General features: G+C 43.5%; 23 protein-coding genes and 1 pseudogene. 4 read left to right on the forward strand and 20 right to left on the reverse strand.

Annotated elements, in window-relative coordinates; all coding sequences use genetic code 11:
* Positions 1-68 precede the first annotated feature (68 nt).
* The 4 genes and pseudogenes from ABE021_RS01710 to mprF all read right to left on the reverse strand — a co-directional run bounded on the left by ABE021_RS01710 (position 69) and on the right by mprF (position 3,778).
* The gene (locus ABE021_RS01710; RefSeq protein ID WP_430286436.1) at positions 69-476 is read right to left on the reverse strand and encodes a hypothetical protein; all 408 of its coding nucleotides are present in this window, start codon (positions 474-476) and stop codon (positions 69-71) included.
* A gap of 36 nt (positions 477-512) precedes the next feature.
* Positions 513-881, reverse strand: a complete 369-nt coding sequence (locus ABE021_RS01715; RefSeq protein ID WP_430286437.1) for a hypothetical protein — start codon at positions 879-881, stop codon at positions 513-515.
* Positions 882-914: 33 nt separating this feature from the next.
* Positions 915-1,049: an NAD-dependent epimerase/dehydratase family protein gene (locus ABE021_RS01720; RefSeq protein WP_430286438.1), complete on the reverse strand. Its 135-nt coding sequence runs from the start codon at positions 1,047-1,049 to the stop codon at positions 915-917.
* A 223-nt stretch (positions 1,050-1,272) separates the two neighbouring features.
* Positions 1,273-3,778 (reverse strand): annotated as a pseudogene (gene mprF, locus ABE021_RS01725) (bifunctional lysylphosphatidylglycerol flippase/synthetase MprF).
* A gap of 593 nt (positions 3,779-4,371) precedes the next feature.
* On the opposite strand from mprF, the gene ABE021_RS01730 reads away from it, so the two are divergent.
* Positions 4,372-5,778 (forward strand): MDR family MFS transporter, encoded by a 1,407-nt coding sequence (locus ABE021_RS01730; protein WP_430286439.1) that lies wholly within the window; start codon positions 4,372-4,374, stop codon positions 5,776-5,778.
* Between the two features lie 60 nt (positions 5,779-5,838).
* Here ABE021_RS01730 and ABE021_RS01735 read toward each other — a convergent pair whose 3' ends face one another.
* Both ABE021_RS01735 and ABE021_RS01740 read right to left on the reverse strand, forming a co-directional pair.
* Complete coding sequence (locus ABE021_RS01735) at positions 5,839-6,369, reverse strand: N-acetyltransferase family protein (protein ID WP_430286440.1); 531 nt, start codon at positions 6,367-6,369, stop codon at positions 5,839-5,841.
* Positions 6,370-6,430: 61 nt separating this feature from the next.
* Entirely contained in the window at positions 6,431-7,330 is a 900-nt protein-coding gene (locus ABE021_RS01740; protein ID WP_430286441.1) for a mechanosensitive ion channel family protein, read from the reverse strand.
* 135 nt (positions 7,331-7,465) lie between these two features.
* Between ABE021_RS01740 and ABE021_RS01745 the strand changes: the two genes are divergently transcribed.
* Positions 7,466-8,572: a nitric oxide synthase oxygenase gene (locus ABE021_RS01745; protein ID WP_430286466.1), complete on the forward strand. Its 1,107-nt coding sequence runs from the start codon at positions 7,466-7,468 to the stop codon at positions 8,570-8,572.
* Between the two features lie 242 nt (positions 8,573-8,814).
* On the opposite strand, the gene ABE021_RS01750 is transcribed toward ABE021_RS01745, so the two are convergent.
* From ABE021_RS01750 to ABE021_RS01790, 9 genes are all read right to left on the reverse strand, one after another.
* Positions 8,815-8,979: a hypothetical protein gene (locus ABE021_RS01750; RefSeq protein ID WP_430286442.1), complete on the reverse strand. Its 165-nt coding sequence runs from the start codon at positions 8,977-8,979 to the stop codon at positions 8,815-8,817.
* A gap of 65 nt (positions 8,980-9,044) precedes the next feature.
* Positions 9,045-9,356 (reverse strand): hypothetical protein, encoded by a 312-nt coding sequence (locus ABE021_RS01755; protein ID WP_430286443.1) that lies wholly within the window; start codon positions 9,354-9,356, stop codon positions 9,045-9,047.
* A gap of 166 nt (positions 9,357-9,522) precedes the next feature.
* Entirely contained in the window at positions 9,523-11,226 is a 1,704-nt protein-coding gene (locus ABE021_RS01760; RefSeq protein WP_430286444.1) for a catalase, read from the reverse strand.
* 247 nt (positions 11,227-11,473) lie between these two features.
* Entirely contained in the window at positions 11,474-12,454 is a 981-nt protein-coding gene (locus tag ABE021_RS01765; protein ID WP_430286467.1) for a tRNA dihydrouridine synthase, read from the reverse strand.
* Between the two features lie 399 nt (positions 12,455-12,853).
* Positions 12,854-13,834, reverse strand: a complete 981-nt coding sequence (locus tag ABE021_RS01770; RefSeq protein WP_430286445.1) for a sensor domain-containing diguanylate cyclase — start codon at positions 13,832-13,834, stop codon at positions 12,854-12,856.
* Positions 13,835-13,855: 21 nt separating this feature from the next.
* A complete protein-coding gene (locus ABE021_RS01775; RefSeq protein WP_430286446.1) occupies positions 13,856-14,656 on the reverse strand; it encodes an alpha/beta fold hydrolase in 801 nt (266 codons plus the stop codon).
* 327 nt (positions 14,657-14,983) lie between these two features.
* Positions 14,984-15,511: a YceI family protein gene (locus tag ABE021_RS01780; protein ID WP_430286447.1), complete on the reverse strand. Its 528-nt coding sequence runs from the start codon at positions 15,509-15,511 to the stop codon at positions 14,984-14,986.
* Between the two features lie 62 nt (positions 15,512-15,573).
* Positions 15,574-16,182, reverse strand: coding sequence for an alpha/beta hydrolase (locus ABE021_RS01785; protein ID WP_430286448.1), 609 nt, complete (start codon positions 16,180-16,182; stop codon positions 15,574-15,576).
* Between the two features lie 17 nt (positions 16,183-16,199).
* On the reverse strand, positions 16,200-17,183 hold the full coding sequence (locus tag ABE021_RS01790) for a ring-cleaving dioxygenase (RefSeq protein ID WP_430286449.1): 984 nt from the start codon (positions 17,181-17,183) through the stop codon (positions 16,200-16,202).
* A gap of 476 nt (positions 17,184-17,659) precedes the next feature.
* Between ABE021_RS01790 and ABE021_RS01795 the strand changes: the two genes are divergently transcribed.
* Positions 17,660-18,988: an LLM class flavin-dependent oxidoreductase gene (locus ABE021_RS01795; protein ID WP_430286450.1), complete on the forward strand. Its 1,329-nt coding sequence runs from the start codon at positions 17,660-17,662 to the stop codon at positions 18,986-18,988.
* Between the two features lie 78 nt (positions 18,989-19,066).
* Here ABE021_RS01795 and ABE021_RS01800 read toward each other — a convergent pair whose 3' ends face one another.
* Complete coding sequence (locus tag ABE021_RS01800; protein ID WP_430286468.1) at positions 19,067-19,816, reverse strand: serine hydrolase; 750 nt, start codon at positions 19,814-19,816, stop codon at positions 19,067-19,069.
* Between the two features lie 547 nt (positions 19,817-20,363).
* Between ABE021_RS01800 and ABE021_RS01805 the strand changes: the two genes are divergently transcribed.
* Positions 20,364-20,792, forward strand: a complete 429-nt coding sequence (locus tag ABE021_RS01805; protein WP_430286451.1) for a HEAT repeat domain-containing protein — start codon at positions 20,364-20,366, stop codon at positions 20,790-20,792.
* A 254-nt stretch (positions 20,793-21,046) separates the two neighbouring features.
* Here ABE021_RS01805 and ABE021_RS01810 read toward each other — a convergent pair whose 3' ends face one another.
* From ABE021_RS01810 to ABE021_RS01825, 4 genes are all read right to left on the reverse strand, one after another.
* Positions 21,047-21,889 (reverse strand): pirin family protein, encoded by an 843-nt coding sequence (locus ABE021_RS01810; RefSeq protein ID WP_430286452.1) that lies wholly within the window; start codon positions 21,887-21,889, stop codon positions 21,047-21,049.
* A 282-nt stretch (positions 21,890-22,171) separates the two neighbouring features.
* On the reverse strand, positions 22,172-22,741 hold the full coding sequence (locus tag ABE021_RS01815) for an SF0329 family protein (protein WP_430286453.1): 570 nt from the start codon (positions 22,739-22,741) through the stop codon (positions 22,172-22,174).
* 478 nt (positions 22,742-23,219) lie between these two features.
* A complete protein-coding gene (locus tag ABE021_RS01820; protein ID WP_430286454.1) occupies positions 23,220-24,140 on the reverse strand; it encodes an iron-hydroxamate ABC transporter substrate-binding protein in 921 nt (306 codons plus the stop codon).
* 271 nt (positions 24,141-24,411) lie between these two features.
* Positions 24,412-25,269, reverse strand: a complete 858-nt coding sequence (locus tag ABE021_RS01825; RefSeq protein ID WP_430286455.1) for an alpha/beta fold hydrolase — start codon at positions 25,267-25,269, stop codon at positions 24,412-24,414.
* Between the last annotated feature and the right edge of the window lie 98 nt (positions 25,270-25,367).

Below are 25,367 nucleotides of genomic sequence, written 5' to 3' on the forward strand. Positions count from 1 at the left end.
AAAACCCATTAGTATTATTCCTGGACTTCACTAAAATCCCCGCAGCTCATATTGGTTGATGAACAAAGTCACTGCACTTCTTTTGCACAAACAGCCAACGTCCTTCTAATTTCAGCACGTACATCCTCTTCCTGATACTTTAAAGCAGACATCGTTTCTTCTGGATCAATAAAAGCATCCCGATTCTGCATTTCAATCTGTTTTCCCATATGGATCGCATGCTCTTTCCCTTTTGCCGCAACCGTTTCATCCATTTTTTCAGCAGAGGGTTTCAATTGGTCCAAGGAAGCTGTTTCAACAGTCGTATCCGTTTGTCCGAGACTTTCTGCAATCATCTTGTAGAACTCTTTGTATTTCATATTGATACCTGAGATGGCATAGGTAGCGCGATGCTTGCCATGTTCCAAAGCACCGACTGCTGCTTGCGCCACTTGCTTCGTGGTCACCATTGCCGTCCCGCCCGCAGGAACTTTCACTGCAGACATCCCCTGAACCCGCGGGAAGAAGCTTTTTCAAAGCGGCGTCCTCTGCGGCATCGTTCCAAATATGTATGGCAGTCGGAGCGACATGACCTCCATAGCCCCTTCCCCTTCCATGAACGCGATTTCTTCCTGCAGCAACCTCGTTTTGACATACGGCTGCTCCTGCAAATCCAGATCGGTCCACATACTTGCAGTTTGCGTATGGTACGAACCGAAAATCACGAACTTCTTCATGCCCGCATTCCTTGCCAAACGCGCAAGACGTTGTGTCGGCAAGACATTGTTTTCATAATAGAATTTCATCGCAGGCGCTTTAGGAAGTGTCCGCTCATCCAATCCAGCAGCATATATGAACGCATCTTTTCCTTGCATCATCTTCAATACTTGTTCATCCGTCATCTTATTGATATCTCCGAGATATCGATCCTTCACTTACTCGGGTAATACCTCATCCATGAGTTCTTCGTTACGGGAAATTGTAGACACTTTGTAGCCTTTGGTGAGTAATTCATGAATCGTTTCAAGCCCTAACAAACCCGTTCCGCCCAATACGAATACTTTGTCCATTCTGCAAAACTCCCCTTCGCATAGTATTCAAGTATTCTACCCTTCTACTGGACAGGGTACTCCCTTAGCGGGATGGCGTGGCAAGTAAAAAATTGTGGAAATGATTTAAAAAACGTATGTTGAACAGCTTTCTGTACCATTGTGACACATACTAGAAATTCCAAAGAATCACCCATTTTGCGCACAAAAAAAGCACTTCATGACGACAGTGCTTGGCTGCTTCCTATTTTCCTCTGCGTCCAATCAGTAAAGTTATTTGCGCAATCGTAAACGATAGTGAAGACTTCTTTCTGTAAGCGACATATTTCGCTTCCCAAGAATCTGCATATTTCTGTTTAAAGTTTTTCAGTCCTTGGAAATGATAAAAATATTGTCCATGTAAAAAGATTTGCGCCGCAATCTTTTCACTCAAAAAGGAATATCTCGACTTCCCCACATTAGACAATGGGGACATGCCGATATTGAATACACGATAGGAAAATGAAGTCCATCGTTCCCGACGGTGCATCAGGATTATAGCGCATAAGATCAATCGAAATTCGTTCATCATTATCATACATCGGCATTAAGCTAGCAAAACCGATAATGCCATCCGCATTTCTTAAAACAGCGACTTTTGCAGTGTTCAAATAAGCTTCGTCAAAAAAGCCTAGAGAAAATCCTTTTTCCCTTCTTCCTTGTAACCATCTTATCGAGACCTCTTCTAATTCCTTCAACAACTCTGAAGAGAATGGCGGACTGAGAATTTCAACCATATGGTTTTCTCTTTCGAACTTATTTTTTACTGCTCGAAATCCCTTCATTTTTTTCCCGGATAATGTAAATGTCTCTAAGTTTACAAATGCCTCCTCTCCCAGTTTGAAAAATCCATACCCCTGATCATGTAAAAGAGCTAATACTCCTGCATTAACTTCATAGAACACTGGGGTATACCCATATAGATCAGCTGTCTTCAATAATTCTTCGATCGCTGAGGAATAATCTGTTTCTTTACCAACTGGGTCGCCAAGGATAACTATCTTATCTGCGTAGATTTGATAAGAGAATAATACAGTCTCTTCTTTATTCCAAAAAACATATTTGTCATGCAGGAAAATCAAATGAGAGAACTCAGTTCCACCATAGGTAGTTAGGTGACTATGAATCCTTTCTACCTGTTCACCTGAAGTCTGCATCTCCATTTGCTTCGGCTTCCGAATGAGAAAACCTATAAATAGAATGACACCGGCTATTACTAGGCCAATAATAGCACTATAAAATAAGTCACGGGAATCAGTAATGATGTAGTCCCTCAGTTCAATCGGAATATGAATTTTCGAGGTCGGTAAGTTCAAATAACCGATGAACACATACATTGAGGTGATGAGGGCCACCACAGCCACGTCAAATAAGATAATTCCCCATGTCAGTACATAACTTTCACGGTAAAACTGATTTTTGGATGCAATCAGTAATCCCATTACAAGAAGTAAAAAGAAGGCTTCTTCGTAATCAAAACCTTTGAAAATCAAAAATACGACAGCACTGCATAAGACCATAATGGTGAGTTGATATGTCCTTTTCACCTTATATTGAATTCCCCTACATAACCCTAAAAGGGTAAAACCAGCTGCTACGGTCAAATGGTGCGATACGTTCATGATCGGAAGGGAGAGGATTTCCTGCATGATTTTCAAACGACTTAATATCCCTGGCACCGAGGCAGATAGTAAAAGCACAATTCCTGAAAGAAATACCAATCCTGTTAACAACATATGGCTAAGCTTTTGCACAATAGCCTTTGGCAGGTCATCCCATGAATGATTCCACCGATTCCAGTATTCCATCACAAACAGTGAAGCCGAGACTAAGAATGGAAGTATGAAGTAGCCTATCCGGTATAGGATGAGTAAAAAAAGCACTTTTTCATCTGCGATTCCAATACTTTGGGTTCCCCACAAAAATACAAGATCGAATGATCCAATCCCCCCTGGAATCATACTTACTATGCCCGCACTGGAGGCCACCAGGAAAATAGGGAGTAACGCAGATAATCCGATTGGAATATCCAATACGACGGTTAAAAATAAAATAACTAAAAAGACGGAAATCCATTCGCATACTGAGATCACAATTAGCTGTACTGCTTGTTTTGCATGAATGGCATCTGAATTCGCTTTTCGGTAACGCATAATAAAAATGCCTATAAGGATTGGAGAATACAGGCCTAATAGGATGACGGCGATAAGAAGCCATTTCGTGTCTTGCAATAACGGGAAATCCCAATAGAATAATGGCACGATCCACACCAATAAGGAAATTCCAGTTAAATAAAAGAGTGTTACGGAAGCGATGCTTTTCAAAACACCTTCCTTTTCCACTTTGTACTTTGAATAGAAATAACTGCGCAGCATTACCCCAACGAGACCGCCGAAACCGATAAGATTTGAGAACGTGTTAGTAATGAACGAATGCCTCAATAAGCTTCTCGTTTTCACTTTAACATGTAAAACTTTCGACAATATCACATCGTAAAAGAGCATGGGAATAATTGCACAAAAAGAAATAAGTACGATGAATATGATTTCCCATAGCTGTATTTGGTCCAATTCATATCGAAAAGAACCGATGTCTATCCCACGCACCGTATTCTGTATTTCAAAAACAGCCAATGCTAGTAGTAATACCGGAAACGAAATCTTTAATACGGTTAGAAACTGATCCTTACTGATTTTAAAAATCGTCTTCACCTACTCTCTTTCTTAGCTATTCACAACTACTAAGCCTCATTTACAACTTTTCTCTCATTCAGTAGCCAAATCCGTCAAAAGCAGCATACACTGAACCCCGACTGCCACAAGAATGGATTACTTATTATACCTTAGTTAAGATTCTTTTCACTAAAATTATTGAACGGCGCTCATCCATAAAAATCTATATACAATAAAAATTCCGTCTATACCACCTTTACTTACTTCACGACAAACAAGGTACCCGTAGAACTATGCAAAACGACGCAGCTGTAGACAGCGACAGTGCTATTGATATCCCCCCTTTCAAAGATCGTTTATTCATTTTTCTCATCACCTGATAATTTATTTGTCTGTTCTTAGTTCCATACTGCTGCTTTCCAGACAATCGGAGTTTGAATTAGTTGAAATAAGGTATGGTTAGGTATGACTTGCGGACTGTACGGCAACTCTTACCGAGACAACAAGATTTTTAAACAGCTAAATTGAGGTCAAAATGAATATCCTCTAGTATATAAAGAATGTCAGATCCGGGTTTCATTTTAAAAGGGATGTCAGGATTTGCGAATCCAGGATGAGGTGATGAAAAATCAATGGTTAATTCAAAAGTACAGGGTGATTCCCAGACGTTCGATTTCAAAAAGCATCTCCCACTACTTGCAGTGTTATTGTCTGGTGCATTCATTACAATCTTGAACCAGACACTTCTAGCAACGGCTCTCCCCCCAATAATGAAAGATCTCAACATTAATGAAAGTACTGTCCAGTGGCTGCAGTCGATTTTCATGCTCGTTAATGGAATTATGATTCCGATTACAGCGTTCTTAATCGGGAAATTTTCTACTCGAAGTTTGTTCTTGACGGCTATGGGGACATTTGCCGCAGGTACACTTATCGGTGCCTTCTCTCCTAACTTCTCCTTCTTATTAGCGGCTCGCGTCTTACAAGGCGCTGGCGCTGGAATTATGATGCCGCTCCTGCAAACAATCATGTTCCTGATCTTCCCGATTTCACAGCGGGGGAAAGCAATGGGGATGTTCGGTCTTGTCATTGCATTTGCACCAGCCATTGGCCCAAGTTTGTCCGGTTATCTTGTGGATCACTACCCATGGCGCAGCGTATTTTACGTCGTACTCCCGATTGCACTTGTGATTATCCTAGCTGCTTACTTCTTACTGAAAAACGTAACTGAGCAAACGAACCCTAAAGTGGACTACAAGTCAATTGTTCTTTCTACATTTGGGTTTGGAGGCCTTCTTTACGGATTCAGTGTGGCCGGCAATTCAGGCTGGCTTAGCCCTAATGTCATTCTCTCTCTATTGGTTGGTGCCATCACACTCTTCTTGTTCATCAACCGACAGTTGAAACTGGAACAGCCCATCCTGGAATTCCGCGTATTCAAATACAGGATCTTCTCACTCGCAACAGGACTCGGGATGATTGTATTTGCATCGATGATTGCAACAACTGTCATTCTGCCAATCTTCATGCAGAACTTGCTTGGGTTCAATGCGCTGCATTCCGGCCTAATGCTATTACCAGGCGCAATCGTTATGGGAATCATGAATCCTGTAACAGGGACACTGTTCGATAAATACGGAGCAAAATGGTTGCTTCGTATCGGGTTTACAATTTTAACCGTCACAACATTCTTCTTTGCAAACTTGTCACAAGATACAACATTTACGTATTTAGCAGTCTTGAACGCAATCCGTATGATCGGCATTGCAATGGTCATGATGCCCTCCACAACGCTTGGTTTGAACCAGCTGCCCAATCACCTGATTTCTCACGGTACGGCCATGAATAACACCTTCCGCCAAATCTCAGGTGCTGTCGGTACCGCCGTGCTCGTTACGATTACCATCACCGCAGCAAGCGGGAACTCCGTTGCCGGTGCTATTCATGGGGTCAATATCGCCTTCTTGGTAGCCGGATCCATCGCAGCGTTTGGACTGCTGTTGTCCTTTGCAATACGTGATCCGAAAAAAACTCAATAGATGCTTAAATTGCACACAAAAACTCTCCTACGCCAATTGAGTGCAGGAGAGTTTTTGTGATCATAGGAAAAGTGCCATGGATAAGCTGTCATAATACCGTTCGCCATCGAACGAGTCTTTGTAGAATACCCCTTCTTGCTTAAATCCAAGTTTTTCGTAAAGTGCAACTGCCCGTTCATTATCTGACCGGGTGATGAGCGTAATTTTTTCAGTTTGTTCATTTTTTTTGGACCAGTCGATCAGTGCAGTCATCAGCAAGCGGCCAAGCCCATTTCCCGCGTGTGATTGGCGAATGACAATCCCGAGTGTCCCTACGTGAAGGAATCTGCGTTTCGAACTCGAATCCATCGTACCGATCCCGACAATTTCCTCCCCGTCCAGCATAAGAAACATACACGTTCCTTTGGATTGTTTCATATCTTCAATGGATTGTGCCAATTCCTCTGCAGTTCGAGGGTATTCATCCTGACCAAATGACAGATAATCCGTCTCTCCGCCGACCACATTGTAAAACTCGACAATGCGTGGTGCGTCTTCTTGTTTTGCATCTCGTATCGTAATCTCTGCAATCGCTTTTGTAAAATCCGGCATAAAGGGATTCCTTCTTTCGTTCAGATAATTGTTTCATTGCTGAAGTGCTCCATCTAACAGGCTATCCTTGGAACACCTTCACTTCTACAATCGCAAACTCGATGTTCGGATGCTCAATGAACTGCGGTAAAATCGTCCGCTGCAATGTCGTTTTTGCAGATACGCCCTGTTGATAATCCACTAAATAACGTAACACCAAAACAATCCCTGCATCATTCGTATCTATTGAAAATACAGGACGTAATTCTGACTGTCCGTTCAGTAAACGCCGATTCGTTTGTTGGAGTTCAGGCAACACAATCTCTTCGAAATAAGACGCTCCTGCCTCGGTCATAATCTGTTCTGCCGCTTGCCAGTTACTATCAAACGATACAACGTATTTAACCTCATGCCAGACAAACCTGTTCGCGACACCAACCATTTCAATGGATTCGTTGAAAATGATACTATTCGGAAGCTTGATAATGCGTCCTGTATGCGCATCGGAAGATAATCCATTTCGCACCTCTAACAATTTGAAACTGGTTGAATTGATTTCAATGACATCCCCAATAATTTCATTAATCTCTACTCGGTGTCCGATTTCAAAATACTTCCGGTACTTAATGACAAAATATCCGATAATGTTGCTCGTCAATCCCCTGACCATGAACACCGCTATCATACCGAATAAGAGCGCTATCAAGACCAGAACATTAATCGCTTGGACCCATATGAACAGTACGGAAACGATGGTCAGCGTCCCCATTGTCTGCTTCGCTGCTTTATGTAACTGGATCTTCTTCGTAAAGTTTTTGACACTGCGCGCAAGCATTTTTTTGAGCAGCATATACAACGCGATTCCTATCACAAGAACCACTGCTGTCAGTGCAACTTTGTTCAAATACGCATCCGGAGTTTTCAAGGTAGTTTGCAAACTATCTGCGATTCCTAGAAAATACTCTTTCAAAAAGTCTGGCATGGCGTTTACTCCTTCCGCTTCCTAGTATACCTCAACTACACTCGCATTCACCGCTTTCAAGCTGCTGGGGAACCAGACACAAAACGTTCAGCAATCCTATAGTCGTTCGATGGTAGACTGATTAGTAAGGAGTGGATTATTGTGAACGAACAGCATACAGAACTTTTCCAGAAAGCGGTCGATTTCATTGGTCGCTGTTACGAAGAATTAGGACTCCCTGCAGATCAGCAACAACAGCGGCTGCAAGATATTGAAAAAGAGATCATAGAAAGCGGCACCTATACGCATACCCTTGCAGAACTGTCCCACGGAGCAAAAATGGCATGGCGCAACAGCAACCGGTGTATCGGACGTCTTCTTTGGGAAACACTTGAAGTGTTTGATAGACGAGATGTCACTACAGCTGACGGAGCTTTTGAAGCATTGCAGGATCATATCCGCTACGCCACGAATGGCGGCGATATCCGATCTGCCATTACTGTCTTCCCGCCTCGGAAAGCAGGAAAAGACCCGATCCGTATGTGGAATCATCAGCTGATCCGATACGCGGGCTATGAAATGGATGGTTCGATTATCGGGGATTCCGCTAACGTTTCCATGACAAAAAAGTGCGAGACCCTCGGCTGGCAAGGGGCACACACTTCTTTTGACGTCCTCCCGATCGTTATCCAAGAACATGGACAACCAGAGCAGTTGTATATCATTCCAGATGGCTTAGTAAAAGAAGTATCGATCAGCCATCCAGAGATCCCGGGAATCGAGACGCTCGGGATTAAATGGCATGCTGTTCCCATTATTTCTGACATGTTGCTCGAAATTGGCGGCATCGACTATCCGATGGCGCCTTTCAACGGCTGGTATATGGGAACTGAAATCGGTGCGCGGAATCTTGCGGATGAAGACCGATATAATTTCCTGCCTGCAATAGCGAAACAGATGGGGCTTTCAACGAACTCGAACCGGTCGCTTTGGATCGACAAGGCACTCGTCGAACTGAATATCGCCGTCCTGCATTCCTATCACCAAGCGGGCGTTACACTCGTTGATCATCATACAGCTGCCAAACAATTCAAAGCGTTCGAGAAAAAGGAGAACAACGCCGGACGTCCCGTCACCGGGAACTGGACCTGGCTCATTCCGCCAGTCTCCCCGGCCACGACGCACATATTCCATAAGCCGTATCAGAATGACATCGTGACACCGAATTTCTTTCATCAACCGAGCCCTAAGGCGGGAGAATAGAAAACACTTCCTCCTGCACCTGAGCACAAAACTTTCGAGCTTCATCATAATTTCAAAAATGGTCGGTTGCCCCCTATAAAAAGGTGACTGGTTCTAAGACATCGAATCCGCATATGAACCGGTCACCTGAATTTAGTGAAGGCCGAACTCATCTTTTAAACTGAATTCCGCTTTTACACTTGTACTCCCTCACTAGCATGGGTACCTAAATTGCGTCCAGCATCTTAGGAAGCATAACGCGCTTATTCTGCATTGGATTGTAAAGAGCCCTCTGTATCTCCTGGCAAAAAGTCGCTTCCCCTATACTCACCGAAATACTGGCCAAGCCCAGTTTCCCCTTCTACACGGACACGTATTCTTACGGCCTTTTTCAGAGCTTCAGGCTGATCCGTATCCGGTAAGATCAATGGGAATTCCTCACCACCATACCGCGCGACGAATAGATGAAGTCAGTTTCTCCTGTAAGCTGCGTCTATTCCAAAGACCGGTCACCCCATCCGTTTCCGCTAACTTCTATAACTTTCCGATAAGGTCTGAACAGCTCTTTTTGCTCGGACTCCAATTCTTGTCGCAGCATATCAAGCTCGGCAATTTGCTTTTCCCTCATACGGTTGCGGTCATCCGTTTCCTTTTTAGCAGCAAGAAATACCTGTTCATACTCATAACGCTCTTTCATTGGAAAATAGATGAAATCATTGAACACCTCTCCGTCGTGCTCATTTCTGAAAGCGTTGAGTAGGACAGCAATTTCCTGTCCCGCCTTGGTCTCCAGCGAACTATACATCCCTTCCACTTTTCCTTGAATAAGGATTATCGTAAAAAAGTGGAGCGGGTAAAAGCTGATTAACGTTTGGAGAGGTTAATGGAACTAACATGTTTGTTTGAACACTCACGGATAAAATAAAACCTCCCACACTCCTTGAATGTGAGAGGTTATCTTATGTTGAGATTTAATAAGGATCTGCTTCGCGCCCTTTTTCCACTGCATCCACGGCTGCCTCTTTTGACTCCGGAGTCCCCTGTCCAAATTTCGACTTCCCTGAATCCCGGCCAGGAACGTTGTCATCATTCTTTGCTTCTTTCATTTCTCTTACTTTTTTCTCAATACCTTCTTTGACAAGACGGCCATACTTTTCGTCAGCTTTCGTGAAATGTTCGATCATCGCTTCTTGAATCCGTACATCACATACTGAAAGAGCGTCTGAAAGATTGCTGATTAATTCTTTGCGCTCCCAGTCCTCGAACTGACGGAACGTTTCGCCCGCTTGACCATAGTTGTTCGGACGATCAATCGGGGCACTCATCGCCGCTGCGTTATACGTCGGTCGATGCGGATGTCCACTTCTCGAATGGGCTTCTTTGAATCCACCAAGCGTGGACGGCTCATAATTGATATGTGGATTCTCTCCCGACTCGCGGGGATCCCGATGATCCATCTGCCCACGTTGCTGATTGGTACGGACAGTCGTTTTAGGGGCATTGACAGGTAACTGCAAGTAGTTGGTTCCTACGCGATGACGTTGCGTATCGGAGTAAGAGAATGTACGACCTTGCAGCATCTTATCATCTGAAAAGTCCATACCGTCCACGAGTACACCAGTTCCGAAGGCAGCTTGCTCGATGTCCACATGGTAATCTTCAGGGTTCCGATCCAACACCATACGCCCTACCGGCAACCAAGGAAACTGGTCCTCTGGCCAAAGCTTCGTATCATCCAGCGGGTCAAAATCAAGCTCCGGATGGTAGTCATCTTCCATGATTTGCACGAACAGCTCCCACTCCGGATAGTCGCCTCGCTCGATCGCTTCATACAGATCCTGTGTTGCGTGCCCGACATTCTTCGCTTGAACAGCATCTGCATCATCCTGTGTGAGGTTCCGGATGCCTTGTTTCGGCTCCCAATGATACTTCACGAGAACCGCTTCCCCTTTTTCGTTCACCCATTTATACGTGTTTACACCTGAACCTTGCATGTGACGATAGGTCGCCGGGATTCCCCACGGTGAGAAAAGAAAAGTGATCATGTGAATCGACTCAGGAGAGCGCGAGACAAAGTCAAACATCCGTTGAGGATGGGGGACATTCGATACAGGATCCGCTTTGAACGCATGGATCATGTCCGGAAACTTCATAGCATCCCGAATGAAAAATATTTTTAAATTATTCCCTACCAAGTCCCAGTTCCCATCTTCCGTATACATCTTCACCGCAAACCCCCGCGGGTCCCGTGCCGTTTCAGGAGAATCCTTCGCCCCCGCCACGGTGGAAAAACGGACTAATACAGGAGTTCTTTTCCCTTCACCGGAGAACACCTTGGCACGCGTATACGTTTCGACCGGCTTGTCTCCAACCTTGCCATACGTTTCGAAATAACCAAATGCACCCGCTCCTCTCGCATGGACAACCCGTTCCGGAATTTCTTCCCGATCGAAATGAGAAATTTTTTCTATGAAGTGATAATTCTCAAGCGTCGCTGGACCGCGATCACCAATCGTCCGGATATTCTGATTGTCTTTCACAGGATGTCCTTGGCGTGTTGTAAGCGTCTCCCGCTTCGTTTCTTCATCGTTTTTAACTTTATTTTCATCTTCTTTCACCGGAACTCCTCCTATACTAATGATTTCAATGAATGGTAACGCCTCGTTCAGTTCCATTCCCTCTTACAGCAAGCCTACCCAAAAAAAGTCCTGAGGAAACTCCCTTATTTACGGAATGGGCTCATTGAACAGGTTACAAACAACGAACTCCCTATGAGGACAGAGAACAAGTAAAGTAGAGGAAAGTATGCTGTTAAGAAACGGTAAAAGCGTCAACCCTTTTTAAAGAGTTGACGCTTTTGAGTATCACCGAATGAAGCTGTCTGTGATGTGATTAAACTGTGCTTATACATATCCATTTTCCTTATTCTAGGTCATCCACATGCTGCAACTCGAAACCATCAAGCAAGGCACGCACTTCATCTGTCGATTCCGTATACATCAATTGATTTCTCAATTCACCTGCTCCTCTGATCCCTTTAACATAGATCTTAAAGAAGCGGCGAAGCGGTTTGAATGGGAGCTCCTCGATTTCCTTGGAATATTTATCGTGGAGATCCAGATGAAGTCTTAAGAGGTCCATTAACTCTTTACTATTGTGCTCTCTTGGCTCTTTTTCAAAGGCAAATGGATTTTTAAAGATTCCCCGGCCAATCATGACCCCGTCTACACCATACTTCTCAACGAGCTCCAATCCCATCTGTCGATCCAGGATGTCTCCATTGATGGTCAACAATGTATCGGGTGCGATTTCATCGCGCAGCTGCTTTATTTCCGGGATCAGTTCCCAGTGGGCTTCGAAATTACTCATTTCTTTTCTTGTGCGAAGGTGAATCGATAAATTGGCGATGTCTTGTTCGAGTACATGTCTCAACCAACCGCGCCACTCATCGACATCCGTATAGCCCAGTCTCGTCTTCACACTGACTGGCAGCCCTCCTGCCTTTGCAGCTTGGATAATATCCGCTGCGTTATCAGGATAATTGATCAGCCCGCTGCCTCTTCCTTTCGAAGCAACATTCGGAACGGGGCAGCCCATGTTAATATCGACGCCTTTGAATCCTTGTTCCGCCATTCCAATACTCATATCCCGGAAGTGCTCGGGCTTATTCCCCCATATATGGGCCACCATTGGCTGTTCGTCTTCTGTGAACGTCAAACGCCCTCGAACACTGAAGATCCCCTCCGGATGACAATAGCTCTCCGTATTTGTAAACTCAGTAAAAAACACATCTGGTCTTGCTGCTTCCGCCACGACATGGCGAAACACTACATTGGTGACATCTTCCATTGGTGCTAATATAAAAAACGGCCGTGGTAATTCACGCCAGAAATTCTCTTGCATATTCAATTTCCAATCCTCTCATTATGGGATGCCAGGTCAGCCCTGCATCCGGAAAATTTCTTATTTTACGTAACCGATAACTCACAAAAACAAAACGAAGGAGCAACTGGTTCTCTGACCAGATTTCGCTCTTTTCCATTTTACATGAGGAATGTGTATGTGAAAAGAGGAGAAGCTTACTGTATAAGCGTTAAAATGGAAATGTCACTCTTTCACAAACAAATCATGATAATTTCAGTTCATAATTATACGTTCTTCACAATCAGATTGAATTCTATTCAACTTGCTGTTGCTTAGACAAAAAGCCTGCTCAGCAAATTCCATGATTTTTGAAATTCGCTAGCAAGCTTTTATGATGTCTGGGTACTGTGTGTAAAAGGATCTTCACGCGTAAGTTACTTATACTACTTCCTGAAAATGAATCGAACAATTGCGGCCACTGGCTTTGGCGTGATAAAGCGCCTGATCAGCCGTATGTAATATAGTGACTTCCGTATCCCCCTCAGAGAATGTAGACACCCCGATACTCACCGTTAAGCGATCGACTCGCTCCCATGTAGCAAATTCCACTGCCTTATTAAGCTTCACCGCCAATTCGAGCGACGCTTCTGCATCCATCCCCGGGAGAATGATGACAAATTCCTCACCGCCGAGCCGTGCTACCCGGTCAACCGGCCTCACTTCTCGAGTCAACAATTCTGCCAACCGGATCAGAGCGTTATCGCCAACTAGATGTCCATGTGTATCATTGACCTTTTTGAAATGATCAATATCCACCATGAGTAACGAAAATACAGTTCCTTTTCTTGAATGCTGCTCAATATGACGTTCCAATTCTTCTTGGAAAAAGCGCCTGTTCGGAATAGCTGTCAGCTTATCAGTATTGGATAGTTTCAGAAGTACTTCGTTCATCTCCAATATTTCGTCTTGCTTTCTTTCGATTTCCCCATAGATTTTTTCTAATTGAGCAAAGGCCTCTTCTCGATCTTTATACGCCTTTTCCGTCTTTTTCTGAAGCGAACGCAGCTCCATTTCATAATCGATCCGTTGTTTCATCTGGATGAACATGCAATCGACGATTGGTACGTCATCTTGAATATATCGTCTCGCATTCATAAGAAGCGGTACAGGTTCACCAGACGCACTCGTAAGATTGATGTAAAACTCTTCCACTGAGCCGTGCAACTGTATAGCCGGGACAAAGTAAGTATGGACGAATATTCGATTGACCTTCGTTAAAAAGGTTTCAATGTGCTTGCCGACAACCTCTTCTTCCCGGTATCCCATCCAGGAGAGATAACGATTATTCACTTCAATAATACAGCCGTTATGATCAATACTTATTAGTCCGCATGGTGCCTCTTTTAGCCGTTCTTCCACTGCGAGTCATCCTCTTCACCGTTATTTTACTAAAAACTCTTGAATCAGTTTCAACGTTTCCTCTGGCTGGCTAATGTGAGGATAGTGGCCTTTGACCTCCATAATGCGCAGCGTGCTTGATGGTAAATGGGCATTTAAATATTCGCCTACTTCTATCGGTACAATACTGTCATCTGAACATTGGATAACCAGTGTTGGAATGCTCATCGATGCTAAACGATCACGGTGATCTGACAAGAACGTCATTTCGGCAAATTCCCGTGCGATTTGAGGATCCGTCGAAACAAAGCTCGCTTCTACATGCTTTGTGACTTGGGGATTTTTCGTCGGATCTGTCACGATGGGTGCCAAATAGCTTGCCCAACCCGTGAAATTCATTTCCATCATCGTCAGTAGATCCGCAATATCACTTTTTTCAAATCCGCCAACATAACCGTTCGGTTCGTTTATGTAACATGGAGAAGGTCCGATCATCACGAATTTCTTAAAGCATTCCGGTCTTTCGATTGCGGCGAGCATCCCGATCATTGAACTGACGGAATGTCCGACAAAGTGGATTTCCTTCAAACCCAACTCATCGATAATTTCCAAGATATCTTGCTTATAGCCATGTGCTGTACTATATTTTTCTGTTTGATAGGAGGAGATGTCCGAATTCCCTGCTCCTACATAATCGAACAAGACTACCCGGTACTGCTCCGCTAAAGCTGGAGCGATGTACTGCCACATGCTCTGGTCGCATCCGAATCCATGGGCTAACATGATTGTTTGTTCACCTTGTCCTATTATCTTCACGTGATTACGTTGCTGAATGCTTTTCATATTATTCCGCTCCTTTTACGTTCTCTATTCATTATAGATTTAAAAGCAGCCTGGGGATAGCCATTGTTTTTTCGGACTTACAAGGATCTCTCTATACTAGCTATATCGACACGTTTGTTCCGATTTCTTGGGTGATATATGAAATATTTGTGTTTGTTTCCCACACATCTCTCACAAACCTCATACATACTCTATCCAGTTCGTTGTGGGTTCTTTTTGACATTCATTATATTAAAACCCGCCAGCCGATTCCACTCTCATTGGAATCGGCTGGCGGGTTTTAGTTTTAATTGCGCAAACGCCCTTAACTTCTATGTGACTATATGGTTAAGACGCAGGGTTCACTTCCAGCTCGACTTTGATTTTAATGTCTCGGCCGACAAGGACGCCTCCTGTTTCAAGAGCTGTATTCCAAGTCAACCCGAACTCTTCTCGGTTGATCTTCGCTTCCGCTTCGAATCCATATACTTCAACACCCCATGGGTTCGTTCCTTTTCCGCCAAACTCTACGTCAAAGGTTACCGGTTTCGTAACGTCTTTAATCGTTAGGTCGCCAGTCACTTTGTAATCATCGCCATCTTTTGTAATGGCAGTGGATTGGAATGTGATTTCCGAAAAATTCTCTACGTCGAAGAAATCTGCTGACTTCAAGTGATTATCCCGGTCTGCTGAATGTGTATTAAGGCTTGCAACGTCGAAATTGAAAGCGATGGTTGCAGTGGTTAGATCTGTTAAGTCTGCAGCCTCAACTGTTGCTGTGTAGTCATCAAATTGGCCTCTCACTTTGGATACCATCATATGTTTCACTTCAAAACCTACTGTTGAATGCGATTGGTCTACTGTCCATTTTGTCATTTGAAATTCCTCCATTTTATTGAATCTGAGTTTTGTTTCATGCCAGTCTATTTACATCATCTTCATCTGAAAGTTTGTTCATACCAAGCTTTTGCGGCTTTCACTTCCTCCATGGTCAGCTGATGTCCTGCGTGTTCCCAATGGATTCCGACGGATGCCCCTGCTGCTTCCAGCAGTTCCTGTAACTCAATCGATTCTTCCTTAGGACAAATCGGATCATTGGCTCCGGCTCCGATCCACACGTCAATCCCGGTTAGATCCGGCATGGGGACGCCACGCAGCGGCACCATCGGATGATGAAGAATCGCTCCCTTTAGGGTATCGGCATAGTGGAATAGCAGACTGGCTGCAATATTAGCACCATTTGAATAGCCGATGGCGATGACATTCAACGGATTGAATTGATAGTCTTTGGCCGCTTGTGCTAAGAAGCCATTCAGCTCTTTCGTACGGAAAACCAAATCTTCTTCGTCAAAAACGCCTTCCGCTAACCTTTTAAAGAAACGTGGCATGCCGTTTTCCAATACGTTCCCCCGCACACTGAGTACGGATGACTCAGGGTCAACGATTTCAGCTAACGACAGCAAGTCATGCTCCGTGCCGCCTGTACCATGCAGCAAGAGAAATACGGGTTTTTCTTCATTCGTCCCTCTTCTGAAAACGTGTTGCACAGTCGAGCTCCCCCCTTCTACAAGTACTCTTTCTCAATGTGCAGTGTGCTGCGTACGGTATCGATAGGCCGCACAATGGACTCAATCTGCTCCCGTTTCCCCTCCAAGAATGGAGGCAGCGACAACATTTCACCTACAGTCTCATAGGGTTCATCCCCCATGAATCCAGGTCCGTCCGTAGCCCACTCGAAAAGTATTCCCGGTGCTACACGAGCATATAAGGATTCAAAGAAAAATCGATCTACATAACCGGAATTGCTCAAACCGAATGATTGCAGGCGGTCAATCCATTCGTTCAGCACATTCGTGTCTTCCACCCGGAAAGCCGTGTGGTGGACGGTTCCGAATCCTTGACGTCCATCCGGAAGATCGGTGTTGTGTTCCACAATCACTTGCGCTCCATTCCCGCCTTCCCTCACTTCGAACAGATGCAGAGAATCTTCCGATGCGATTTCTTTAAACAGCATGACCTTTTCAAGCACCTCTTTGAAATAGTCGAACTTTGCAATCCGAATGTGGATCGGGCCTAATCCTGTAATCGCAAATTCAAGCGGCACAGGACCGTGCTGCCATGGAGTGCCCGATGCGATACCTGAGTTGTGCTCATCTGAAATCAGCATATAGTGCTGATTATCGAAATCAGTGAAGGATAGAGTCTTTTTGCCGAAAACTTCTTCTATTCCTGTATGGGCTACCTCATATTTTTCAAAGCGTTTCACCCAATAGTCCAATGCCGCATCTGTCGGGACACGAAAAGCAGTTTTGTAAATCTCATTCGTGCCATGAGTCCCTTGCGGAATCCCCGGAAAATCGAAAAACGTCATATCCGTACCGGCGGATCCTGTATCGTCTGCAAAGAAAAGGTGATACGTCCGGATATCATCCTGATTCACCGTTTTCTTGACTAACCGCATGCCTAACGTGTACGTGAAAAACTCATAATTTTTTTCGGCACTGCTCGTAATGGCCGTCACGTGGTGAATCCCTTTCAAGCCGTTCATGCTGTTCTCCCCCTTCTGACTCTAAAACAATATCTTGAATTCAGGATATATGCGTAAAAAAATAATTAGCTTGAACGTGCAAGCTAGTTTTCTTAGTAATAAGTTCGTGTATCCATCATCGCTCGCCACTTCCGTGGAAAAGTCATTCATTCCGTATAATTTATTTTCCAAATGATTTTGGAGAATTAATTATCTTGAATTCAAAGTAATTGTAACACGTGATTTTTTTGCGGTCAATAAGTTTGTTCAATTTCATGTAGATGAGATTTTTCGTGAGTCGATAAAAATACATAAAACGTCCGCTCTACGAAGGTGCGGACGTTTTCATGAGAGCCTATATTTCTAGACTCTATCCATTGACACAGGTACTGGAATTACTGTCTTGACAGAAGTTAAGACACACGTAATAATTTAAGACAATGGACGGATGATTACGAGGGCCATTCAGAACAATCTACTGGACTGGGGAGAGCAGCATGTATGGGAGAAAAAAGTTGAAAATAGGAACGATGATCCATGGTGTCGGGGAGAAGTTTTCGGATTGGCGGCATCCTGGTATCCCTTCGGATGCAAGTGTAAACTTTGAATTTTATAAACAGCAGGCCCAAACGTCAGAGCGCGGGAAATTTGACTTTGTTTTCATCGCAGATGCTTTGTACATCAACGAAAAATCAAATCCGCATTATTTGAATCGATTCGAACCGCTCACGATTCTCTCTGCACTGGCGGCGGTGACGTCGAACATCGGTCTAGTTAGCACGTTATCGACTACCTACAGTGAACCTTTTTCAGCGGCGCGGCAGTTCGCTTCACTTGATATGTTAAGCGGGGGACGAGCAGGATGGAATGCAGTGACGTCCGGATTGGAAAAGACGGCTTTAAACTTTAGTAAAGACATAAAAGATCATCCAAATCATGCCCTGCGTTACCGGATGGCCGCCGAATTCGTTGAAGTCATGAAAGGCTTATGGAATTCTTGGGAAGAGGATGCTTTTATACGCAATAAAGAATCCGGACAATTTTTCGATCCAAATAAATTACATACATTGAATTACGAAGGGGAGTTCTTTTCTGTACAAGGACCATTGAATATAGGTCGATCGCCGCAAGGTCAGCCGGTAATTTTTCAGGCCGGTTCGTCCAAATCAGGAATTGCATTTTCCGCACAAGTGTCAGATGCAGTTTTTGCTATTATGCCTACTTTAGAGGAAGCGCAGCGATACTATGCAGACGTGAAAGAGCAAACCGCTGCATTCGGCCGTCACCCCGATGATGTGATGGTCTTCCAAGGAATCAGTCCGATTATTGGCGATACGGCAGAGGAAGCGGAACGAAAATATGAGGAACTTTCCAGTCTCGTGACAATTGAACAAGCACTCGCATTTTTAGGCCGTCTTTTCGAGCATCATGATTTTTCCCACTATCCATTGGACGAATCTTTTCCGGATATAGGGACCCTTGGTGAAAATAGTTTCAGAAGCGATACGGATCGCATCAAGGCTGAAGCACGCAGGCACAACTTAACCTTGCGCCAAGTGGCTTTAAGGGAAGCCACACCGCGAACACCATTTATGGGTACACCAGAACAAGTAGCCAATCTCATCGAAGCCTGGTACGAACAGAATGGGGCGGACGGTTTTATGTTAATTGCTAATTTGCCCAGTGAATTAGAAGCGTTTGTGGATAAAGTTGTCCCCATCCTTCAAGAGCGCGGAATTTTCCGGACGGAATACGAAGGGACTACGTTACGGGAAAACTTGGAGTTGTTTTATGCGGTCAATAGCCATTTACTGATTCATCAGTAGTAAAGGGCTCTGTGCATCGAATAATCCCAACGCGATTCGGAATTGTTTTGGAGTTGGGTCTTACACAGGCAGCGATCACTACGCGAGGCGACCTTGAGAACGAGCGGGTTCAGACGCGGAACGGGCGGGTTGACCTTGGAAACGAGCGGGTTCAGGCGCGGAACGAGCGGGTTGACTTTGAGAACGAGCGGGTTCAGGCGTGGAACGGGCGGGTTGACCTTGAGAACGAGCGGGGTCAGGCGCGGAACGGGCGGGTTGACCTTGAGAACGAGCGGGTTCAGACGCTAAATGGGCGGGGTGACTTTGGAAACGAGCGGGTTCAGGTGCGGAACGGGCGGGTTGACCTTGGAAACGAGCGGGTTCAGGCGCGGAACGGGCGGGGTGACGGTGGAAACGAGCGGGTTCAGGCGCGAAATGGGCGGGTTGCTCTGGCATCCGCTTCATCACGACTGGAGAGTATTGAATGAATGATTGGTTCATCATCAGGGGCCAGATGACAGCAATATCATTGCGAGTTTCATATGATCCCGATCCTGTTTTGCCATCGACTACCCAATCTTCTGATACCCCCTCTCGAATAAGATCACCTCCTGTAGTGTTTCGTTTCAGCCAGTCATTCAGCAGCTCCCGCTTCTCATCAGTGAGAACGTTACCGAGTGTGAAAGCCTGCATACTTTCAGCAAGTGCTTCAGGCGCACTTGTATCCCTTGTTTCTCCAGGGCTCACATCTTTAAGGTCCAGCTCGATAAGCTCTGATTCGGTGACATCATCACCTATTTGTTTAAGTACTGCCTTCAATCCATCAGGCCCTCCAATCGCCTCAAAGATAAGATTGGCGAGGTGTTATGAATGGTTGCTTCACTCAACTCCTTCAGAGTCATTCCCTCGTTAACATACTTTTTAGTAACCGGATTATCGTCCACTAAATTCTTTTCAGTAAAATTTATATTTTCATCAAGTTCACTGATGGATCTTTTCTTCAGCGGTGCTCCTTAAGCCAACACTTTACGTGTGGATGTATAAGCGAAGCGTTCATTTGCACGGAAGGAAACAGATTGGTTACTGCCTGTATCGGGCGCATACACCTCAGCTTTGCATTAAGTAATCGCCCATCCCAACGCGATTTGGAATTGTTTTGAGGTTGTGTCCTACACAGACAGCGTCACTAAGAATTCCCCATCAATTAAGTAAGAAAAGAATAGCCAAAATAGAATTGTATATACTGACGATACGGCTCCCCTAAAAGTAGGCAGTCACCATGTTCTCTATCTATCCTTACCAGCGAGCCATCGCTATTTTCACCCAGACAACGTATAATAAGAGAAACAGAAGAAGAATTCATTTTTCCTCCAGTTAAAAAAAGAGGTGCATTTACTTGAAAAAGTTTGATACAGAATTACCTGAGCAGTATGAAATACTGAAAAAACAGGCCAACTATACGTCTAGCTGGCGAGACCGTTTAGACGCAGTCAACACGTTATCGGCTTATCAACATGAAAAAGTAATAGATTTACTAAAAAATCGTATGCAACATGATACTGTCAACACGGTGCAAGTAGCAGCCTATGAAGCACTTTTGGCATTTGGCGAGGACGTTGAGAAGCCATCACGTGCACGTTTTGATATTATCAAAAACACAGACAAAATTTTCCTGAGAGTAAAAAAAAGCTTGCCGAAGGACCATACAGTGGCAGACTTTGCGGATAAACTAAAACGGATGCGTTTAGATGTCTATGATGCGTACGAAGGCGACAAAGGCGTAGAGTTCATGGACTGGTTAGAAGAACGTTGGGCAAAACTGTAATCAGTAGTTTTGCGATTTATTAAGGAAAGCCGTTCCCTCCGTTTGTGGAGGGTATGGCTTTTTCTTGTCTTACGGTGCGGTTCATCGCTTTAATCATCTGTCTTTATTGTACAATGATAAAACAAACCTCTTATTTGGGTCTAACACAGGCAGCAATTTTCTAAGTACCAGCATACAGAGATCATGTAGTCCGATGGAAACTAGTTCTTGCGTAGACTTTATCGTTATAGATTAAACACTTACAAATCATTTTCTTACTCGAATTTGCCGTTCCGGTAATCTTGGTACGCTTGAACAATTTCTTCATCCGAATTCATAACGAAGGGGCCGCGCGCGACGACTTTTTCGCCAATTGGTTGTCCAGCATATAAAAGAACACGCATTTTTTCTGTTGCATGGATGGTCACTTCAGTCTGTTCGGTATCCGCTGCCCGTTCTAGCCAGAGGACTTGCCCTTCTTTGCCAACTGTTTGGTCTTCTCCAAACTCCCCTTGACCTTCTACAATATAAAGGAATCCATTATAACTTCCTGGCAGGTCTTGCGTAACTGTCACACCTGCATCAACAGTACACTCGACCATCGTAACAGGTACGTGATTTTCCGTAGCAGCCGTTACATTCATTGAAGAACCAGAGAACACTCGGATGGTTGCTCCCTCTTCTTGTCGAATAGGCATATCTTGTGCGCGTAAGTTTTGATAGCGCGGTTCAGTCATTTTTTTATCGCTCGGCAGATTGATCCATAATTGCAAGGAACGCACGGTGTCACCAACAGCCGGATCTTCTGTATGAAGGATTCCTCGTCCTGCAGTCATCCACTGGACATCCCCGGGCAGTAATTCTCCGCCGCCGGTTTTATTATCTGAATGCTCTAGCTTGCCTTCAATAACATATGTCACTGTTTCTAAACCACGATGGGGGTGCATACCAAAGGTACCGCGTACAAAAAAGTCTTCCGCCATCAATAGGAAAGGGTCCACGTCCGCCCAATTACCTGGTTCAATAACCAATCCCGCTTTGTGTGTCGGCGATTTTTCTTGAAACACTACAGTTTTCACACTTCTAATGCCTCTTCCTACTACATTTTCCTCACTCAATGTAAATCCCCCTTAGTTTGCAGCACGGTATTAGTATGAAACAAATCAACTTATCGAGTAAGTACGCACTTTTAAGTGGCATAGTATCCAAATAGATACCATCGGAAATCCTTAGGAAAATTGTGATTGAATCATGGCGGGTTTAATTCAGATCAAAGGCAGTCCACGCAGTTAGAACTTGGGTGCCTGCGACCGGAACGATAGCGTTTATATCTACAATCACGGAATGTTGAGAACCCGTTAGTATGTGTCATACAAACACTTCATTCTAGTTAGTTATTATCATACTGTACTGAGCCGTAGTTCATAAAAATACTGAACAGCTGGATGCTTCGACTTCATCTGCTCGGTCATGTTTAAAATTCGTTTTTTTCCGACCCGCCTGTCCACTAATGCTAGAATGTTCAATAGGATATCATCGCTTTCTATGCTCTCCTCTATAGGGATGGATAAAAAGTGATTCGCTGCAACAACAAAATTGGATTTACTTAAGGTGGACTGCGCTGACAGAAGCTCCTTTGCACAAACTGAAGATTTCCTCCCCTTTGCCATCACTTCCAAACGATCTTCCGGAACCATCCCTTTGGTTTCTTTCCTAATCGCTTCAATTTCCTCATTGCTGATTGGGATTTGTATATTTGAATCGTTCTTAATTTCCAGCTCCGTTTGATACCATCTGATGGAGGTGCTTGTATCCTTCATATTGAGTACATTCTTTTTATCTACCGTAATATAACAAGTTCCTGCTTTATCGGGTAAATAACGATAGCTGCTTGCACTGTATTCAACCTTTCCCTCTAATGCAGGACAGAGAAAGCTCTCCAGATTTTTCTTCAGTTTGCTCCAGCTCATGTAATTCTCCTTAAGTTTTATAGTATATATTTATTGCAGTGGTTTTATTTTCCATACTACTATGACCATCACATCGATCGTACTCCATACAAAGTTTAGGCGTGACTCGAATTTATTATCTATTGATACTAGTGAACGAATGAAACACTGACTTGTCTAACATTATGTTACCCAAGAAATGAAAAAGAAGCTTCTCAAAAGTTTGCACAACTCATGAGAGGCTTCGATTATACTCCTCATTTTCAGGTACCTTTCACTACGAAGAACGGCTTTTGCAAGCATAAGCGCAGCGCTGGGAGCACATCTTTGTTTTTTGAAGCGACGAGGAGACTGAAATCAAGCCCCTCAGAAAGCGTCCGCCTGGAGTGCAAATCAACTGTCTCCTACACATAGCTAACTTTATTGGGCTTTTTCAGTTGCCTCCACCATCCAATCTGTGTTTTCCACATTATTTAAAATACCAATCTCTTAAAACAGCCTATTTTAAAAATTGTTCTTCAAAATGTTTCAGCTGGTAATCTAACGTTATAGAATCGTTAAACATAAAGGCATTTCCATCCACTTCAATTACATGGTCGTTCTTCACAGCTGGCATTTCTTTAAATAGTTCCGTTTCTTGATAGGAATTATCTTGATCATTGTATTTACTTACAACCAAGTAGTCCTCAACATAGTCAGGTAATACTTCAGTTGAAATCATGTAGTATCCTTCTTTACTGGTCATTTCTTGTACTTTTTCAGGCATTTTCAAACCCATTGCTTGGTAAAGAACTTCTGTACCTCTTCCCCAACTATTGCCGAGAATACCTATCTCTTTATCGTAACTTTCCATTACAGTCACCGTTGAATTTTCGCCAACTTTTTCTTTGATTTTATTTCCTACAGCAGTTGCACGGTTTTTGAAGTCATCAATCCAGTCCTGAGCTTCTTTTTCTTTGTTCACCAATTTCCCGATTTCTAAATGCTGCGTTAAATAATCGACTTTATTATACGTATAGGTAACTGTGGGAGCAATTTTTTTCATCCTATTTATGTTATTATTATCACTACCTCCAATAATTAAATCTGGTTTTAACTCAATAATTTTCTCTAGATCCTCATCTGAGACCGTGGCAACATCTTCTAACTGATCTTTAAATAATGGACTTGACTTAGACCATTCGTCGACCCCTACGATATTGATGCCAAGTGAGATTAAGTCCCCTGCATTACCGGTCAACACTACTACTCTTTTCGGTTGAGCCGGTACTTCAATAGGCCCGTTTTCAGATTGATATGTAATTGTTCCACTTTCAACCTCTTTATTTGCATCCCCCGCTGCCTGATCCTTTGTGCTATTACTACAGGCACCAATAATCAGTACACACATGAAAACGAAAGGTACTATTAATTTTTTCAATTTATGATTCTCCTTCATACTTGTTTTCTTTTCTAACGTCCTCTTCGTGATAATGATAATCATTCCCAATTAGAATGATAGTCTGCTTTAATTTTTTTGTCAATAGCCACCTACGATGAATTTCCTACTTCTATCAGCTATTAAACACATCAAGAAGTTTAAATAGTCAACTAATGAGATGCAAAAGAAGCCTTGTTAAAGACAAATTAACAAGGCTTCTTTATCAATTTTCTTCAACAACTGTAATTTGTTGAAGAGAAAAGTGTTGTTACTAAACTTCGGTAATACTTTCTTGTTTCCACAACAGAATTTCATGAGCAACTTGTTCAGGATAGTCCCAATGAAGCTGGTGTTGAGTGTTTTCTATCCCTATTACCTTTAATACTTTAATGCCTTTTTTAATTTCCTGTACTCCCTTTTTACGGGCTGAATCTGTCGGAAGAATTGATGCATGAAGTAATAAAACAGGACACTGAATACTATCAAAAGTAGTCGAACAAGGCTCTTTATAGAATGCCTTAATAATTGCTTGAATACTGAAAACATCCGTCTTAAATATATAGTTATCTTTCACCTTTTTAAAGCTAGATGCTATTGTTGCGTCCAGATTTGTATCCCATTGCTTAGTTGTGTAACTTTGGTATTCTTTGACCACTTCGTCCCAAGAACCATATATACTGGATTCAACATATGCCTTCCAATCTACCAAGGCTTTTTCCTCTGTCAGTCCATCCACATGTTCAGGAAACGCATATCCTCCATCTAATAAAATAACACCCCTTACGTGAGTCGGAATTATTTTTGCTACGCTTAGGCAAAGATCTGCTCCCCAAGAATGTCCCAACATGTAAACAGGTTTATTGGTAATCTTTTGTATTACTTGATAAATACGCTTTGCTAAGGAGGAAAACATATAATCCTCCTCCAGTTTTAGTGATTCTGTGTCGCCATGTCCCGGGCTATCTATAAGAATGAGATGAAAATCATTTTTCAGGTAATCAATAAGCCCTAAAAAACTATTTGAATCCCCAGTCATTCCGTGCAGACAAACAAGTGAAGGAAGTCTGTTATCACCCAATTCACACCCGTGAAAAGTAGTGCCATCTACATCTAATTGAAATTTCTTCAATTCTATTCCTCCCCCTCTATTTCACCTGTTTTTGTTTTTGGTGAGTACCTGTGTACGAAACTATTGTGTTTGTTGCACAGCGTACCCCCGCAATAAAG

The sequence above is a fragment of the Sporosarcina gallistercoris genome, from assembly GCF_050459885.1.
Classification (GTDB): domain Bacteria; phylum Bacillota; class Bacilli; order Bacillales_A; family Planococcaceae; genus Sporosarcina; species Sporosarcina gallistercoris_A.

Bases quoted from the DNA above. Each gene is read 5' to 3' on its own strand.
- ABE021_RS01815 (WP_430286453.1), bottom strand. From the start codon at position 22,741: ATGAGCTGGAGCAAACTGAAGAAAAATCTGGAGAGCTTTCTCTGTCCT.
- ABE021_RS01775 (WP_430286446.1), bottom strand. From the start codon at position 14,656: ATGAAAAGCATTCAGCAACGTAATCACGTGAAGATAATAGGACAAGGT.
- ABE021_RS01730 (WP_430286439.1), top strand. From the start codon at position 4,372: ATGGTTAATTCAAAAGTACAGGGTGATTCCCAGACGTTCGATTTCAAA.
- ABE021_RS01720 (WP_430286438.1), bottom strand. From the start codon at position 1,049: ATGGACAAAGTATTCGTATTGGGCGGAACGGGTTTGTTAGGGCTTGAA.
- ABE021_RS01795 (WP_430286450.1), top strand. From the start codon at position 17,660: ATGTATGGGAGAAAAAAGTTGAAAATAGGAACGATGATCCATGGTGTC.
- ABE021_RS01790 (WP_430286449.1), bottom strand. From the start codon at position 17,183: ATGAACGGCTTGAAAGGGATTCACCACGTGACGGCCATTACGAGCAGT.
- ABE021_RS01765 (WP_430286467.1), bottom strand. From the start codon at position 12,454: ATGCAAGAGAATTTCTGGCGTGAATTACCACGGCCGTTTTTTATATTA.
- ABE021_RS01780 (WP_430286447.1), bottom strand. From the start codon at position 15,511: ATGACAAAATGGACAGTAGACCAATCGCATTCAACAGTAGGTTTTGAA.
- ABE021_RS01760 (WP_430286444.1), bottom strand. From the start codon at position 11,226: ATGGAACTGAACGAGGCGTTACCATTCATTGAAATCATTAGTATAGGA.
- ABE021_RS01735 (WP_430286440.1), bottom strand. From the start codon at position 6,369: ATGCCGGATTTTACAAAAGCGATTGCAGAGATTACGATACGAGATGCA.
- ABE021_RS01755 (WP_430286443.1), bottom strand. From the start codon at position 9,356: ATGTATAGTTCGCTGGAGACCAAGGCGGGACAGGAAATTGCTGTCCTA.
- ABE021_RS01715 (WP_430286437.1), bottom strand. From the start codon at position 881: ATGACGGATGAACAAGTATTGAAGATGATGCAAGGAAAAGATGCGTTC.
- ABE021_RS01740 (WP_430286441.1), bottom strand. From the start codon at position 7,330: ATGCCAGACTTTTTGAAAGAGTATTTTCTAGGAATCGCAGATAGTTTG.